Source organism: Bradyrhizobium sp., from assembly GCF_016462955.1.
GTDB lineage: Bacteria > Pseudomonadota > Alphaproteobacteria > Rhizobiales > Xanthobacteraceae > Bradyrhizobium.
This window is the reverse complement of record NZ_JAEMSD010000574.1, coordinates 1-3,951: the sequence shown is the minus strand read 5'-3', so window position 1 is coordinate 3,951 and position 3,951 is coordinate 1. Positions and strand designations below refer to the sequence as shown.

Genomic DNA, 3,951 nt, shown 5'->3' with positions numbered 1-3,951 from the left:
ATTCTCTATGGCGTGATCGATCCGCGCGTGCGGTTGGAAGGCTAGCCATGATCGCATTCGATGCGAGCCACGCGACCGGTGCGCTCCCTCCCCCGCTTGCGGGGGAGGGCGGGGGCGAGGGTGTCTCCGCGGGCGAGAACCCCCAAGAGGAGAGAACCCTCACCCGGCGCACGGGATGCTTCGCATCGCCCGGAGCGCCGACCTCTCCCGCAAGCGGGAGAGGTGAAGCCAACTTCCAGCTCGTCATGAAGCACCAGGGGTGAAACCATGAGCTCCGTCGCGCCTGCTGTCGAACCTGCCGGTCCCGCCCGCACCTCCGGCCTCGTCGCGATCCTCGAGCAGACCAGATACGTGCTCGGCGAGAACAAGGTCACGGGCTTCGCCTTCGCGCTCCTGATCGTGATCCTCGTCGCGGCCATCTTCGGCCCTTACGTGGTGCCCTACGACCCGCTCGCCTCCGACACCGCCGCAGCGCTAAAACCTCCTTCCGCCGCGCATTGGTTCGGCACCGACCAGCTCGGGCGCGACATCTTCAGCCGCGTCATCGTCGCCACGCGCCTCGACTTTTTCATCGCGATCGCTTCGGTCGCGCTGGTGTTCCTGATGGGCGGGCTCGCCGGCATCGCCGCCGGTTACTTCGGCGGCTGGACCGATCGCATCGTCGGCCGCATCGCCGACACCATCATGGCGTTCCCGCTGTTCGTGCTGGCGATGGGCATCGTCGCCGCGCTCGGCAACACCGTGCAGAACATCATCTTGGCCACCGCGATCGTGAATTTCCCGCTCTATGCCCGCGTTGCGCGCGCCGAGGCCAATGTCCGCCGCAATGCCGGCTTCGTGCAGGCCGCGCGCCTTTCGGGCAATGGCGAATTCCGCATCCTGCTGGTGCACATCCTGCCCAACATCATGCCGATCATGATCGTGCAGATGTCGCTGACCATGGGCTACGCCATCCTCAACGCCGCCGGCCTGTCCTTCATCGGCCTCGGCGTGCGTCCGCCCACCGCCGAATGGGGCATCATGGTCGCTGAAGGCGCCGGCTTCATGGTCTCAGGCGAATGGTGGATTGCGCTGTTTCCCGGCCTTGCGCTGATGATCGCCGTGTTCTGCTTCAATCTCCTCGGCGACGGCCTGCGCGACATCGTCGATCCCCAGCGGAGGACGTGATGATGGACCTCCGTCTAGAATTCTCCAATGATTCCAGTCGCCATTCTACTGTGCATGGGGTTGTTTTCGAACGTTTGAGTGACGGGAGGCCCGCATGACCGCCCAGCCCCTGCTCGATGTCCAGGATCTCACGGTCGAATTCACCACCCGCCGCGGTATCGTCAAGGCGGTGCAGCACGTCAACATCTCCGTCGCCAAGGGCGAGACGCTCGCCATCGTCGGCGAGTCGGGCTCCGGCAAATCGGTGACCTCCTACGCGGTGATGCGCATCCTTGATCGCGCCGGGCGGATCGCCGAGGGCTCGGTGATGTTCTCCGGCATCGACGTCAAGGCGGCCACCGAAGACCAGATGCGCGACCTCCGCGGCCGCGAAGTCTCGATGATCTTCCAGAACCCGCGCGCGGCGCTGAACCCGATCCGGAAAGTGGGCGACCAGATCGAGGACGTCTTGCGCACCCATGTGCAGCAGGCCCAGGTCGCCGATCACGGCGAGAAGGCGGTCGAGGCGCTGGAACAGGTCAAGATCGCCCGCCCGCGTGAGCGCTACCACGCCTACCCCTTCGAACTGTCGGGCGGCATGTGCCAGCGCGTCGTGATCGCGCTCGCGCTCGCCTGCAATCCGCAGCTCCTGATCGCGGACGAGCCGACCACGGGCCTCGACGTCACCACGCAGAAGGCGGTGATGGACCTGATCGTCGAACTGACCAAGCGCCGCGCGATGTCGACCATCCTGATCACGCATGACCTCGGCCTTGCGGCCGCCTATTGCGACCGCGTCGTGGTGATGGAGAAGGGCCGCGTCGTCGAGACCGCCAAGGCGGCGGACATCTTCGCGAACCCGCAGCACCCCTACACCAAGAAGCTGATGCGCGCGACGCCGCGGCTGGGCGTGAACCTGCGCGACCTGCTGCCGGAAGAGGAGGGCGCTTCGCAAGCCTCGGCCGTCATGGCCGGGCCTGACCCGGCCATCCATCACGCTTCGCAAGATTCGTCTCAATCGATGGACCCCCGGGTCATGCCCGGGGGTGACGAGAATCCAAAGCCCCTCCTCCTCATCGAAAAGCTCGTCAAGGAATATCCTCGCCAGGGCGCGACCGCCACGCTCGGAAAGCTGTTCGGCCGCAAGCCGCCGGTGGAGCCGGATGTCTTCCGCGCCGTGGACGGCATCAGCTTTGCGATCGGCCATGGCGAAAGCGTCGGCCTGGTCGGCGAATCCGGCTGCGGCAAATCGACGACCTCGATGATGGTCATGCGCCTGCTCGACCAGACCTCCGGCCTGATCCAGTTCGACGGCGAAGACATCGGCGCCATCCAGCCGGCGTCCTTTGCCCGGCTGCCGCAACGCAGCCGGATCCAGATGGTGCTCCAGGACCCCACCGACAGCCTCAACCCGCGCTTCACCGCCGCGCGCGCCATCGCCGACCCGATCATGCAATTGGGGGACATCAGGGGGCGCGACGCCCTGCGCGCCCGCTGCGAGGAACTGGCAACCATGGTCGGGCTGCCGCACAATCTGCTCGACCGCTTCCCGCATCAGCTCTCCGGCGGCCAGAAGGCCCGCGTCGGCATCGCCCGCGCCATCGCGCTGCATCCCAAGCTCGTCATCCTGGACGAGCCGACCGCGGCGCTGGACGTTTCGGTCCAGGCGGTTGTCCTCAATTTGCTTCAGGACCTGAAGCTGCGGCTAGGTATGAGTTATCTGTTCGTCTCGCATGATTTGAATGTGGTGCGCTTGCTGTGCGATCGTGTCATTGTGATGCGGACGGGACGGATCGTCGAGGAGGGCTCGTCCGAGCAGGTCCTCAGCGATCCCAAGGACGACTACACCAAGGAACTGCTGACGGCGATCCCGCATCCGCCGTTGCCGGTGCACTGAGATCAGCTTGAGAGCGTGATGGCCGAACCCCTGGACGACTATATCGACGCCGTATCGAAAGCGCTGGCGCTGCCGATCGAGGAGGCCTGGCGGCCTGCCGTGCGCGCCAACCTCGAGGTCTCGCTGCGGCTTGGCCGTCTGGTCGACGAATTCGCGCTGCCGGACGAGACCGAGCCCGCGCCGATCTTCACGGCCTGACGCCATGTCCGCCAAGCCAGAGACGGCCTCCGACATCGCAAATGCGGTTGCGGGCGGCAAGATGTCCGCGCTCGATGCCACCGAAGCTGCGCTCGCGCGCATCGAGCAGCACGACGGTGTCCTCAATTCCTTCACCGATGTCACTGCCGAACGCGCCCGCGCGAAAGCACGTGTGGTCGATGCCGACATCGCCGCGGGCAAGACCGTCGGCCCGCTTGCCGGGGTGCCGTTCGCCGTCAAGAACCTGTTCGACGTCGCAGGGCTTCCGACGCGCGCAGGCTCGAAGATCAACCGCGACCTCGCCCCCGCCAAGCGCGACGCGGCGCTGATCGAGCGCATGGAGGCCGCCGGCGCCGTCCTCGTCGGCGCGCTCAACATGGGCGAGTATGCCTACGACTTCACCGGCGAGAACATCCACGACGGGCCCTCGCGCAATCCGCACGACACCACGCGGATGAGCGGCGGCTCTTCAGGCGGCTCGGGCAGCGCCGTTGGCGGCGCGCTGGTGCCGATCGCGCTCGGCTCGGACACCAATGGCTCGATCCGGGTGCCGTCCTCGTTCTGCGGCATCTTTGGCTTGAAGCCGACCTACGGCCGCCTGTCGCGCGCGCGCTCGTTCCCGTTCGTGGCTAGCCTCGATCATCTCGGCCCGTTCGCGCGTTCGGCCGCCGATCTCGCGCTTGCCTATGACGTGAAGCAGGGACCGGATG

The 3,951-nt window shown here is 66.4% G+C and carries 4 protein-coding genes; all 4 read left to right on the top strand.

Features of this window, described 5'->3' with window-relative positions; translation table 11 throughout:
- Positions 1-267: 267 nt before the first annotated feature.
- Positions 268-1,167, top strand: a complete 900-nt coding sequence (locus JHD07_RS34710) for an ABC transporter permease (RefSeq protein ID WP_291630364.1) — start codon at positions 268-270, stop codon at positions 1,165-1,167.
- Between the two features lie 94 nt (positions 1,168-1,261).
- Complete coding sequence (locus JHD07_RS34705) at positions 1,262-3,043, top strand: ABC transporter ATP-binding protein (protein WP_291630362.1); 1,782 nt, start codon at positions 1,262-1,264, stop codon at positions 3,041-3,043.
- Between the two features lie 18 nt (positions 3,044-3,061).
- Positions 3,062-3,241 carry a DUF4089 domain-containing protein gene (locus JHD07_RS34700; RefSeq protein ID WP_036001861.1) on the top strand — a complete coding sequence of 60 codons (180 nt, stop codon included), beginning with the start codon at positions 3,062-3,064 and terminating at the stop codon, positions 3,239-3,241.
- Between the two features lie 4 nt (positions 3,242-3,245).
- On the top strand, positions 3,246-3,951 hold a 706-nt coding region (locus JHD07_RS34695; protein WP_291630356.1), incomplete at its 3' end, for an amidase family protein.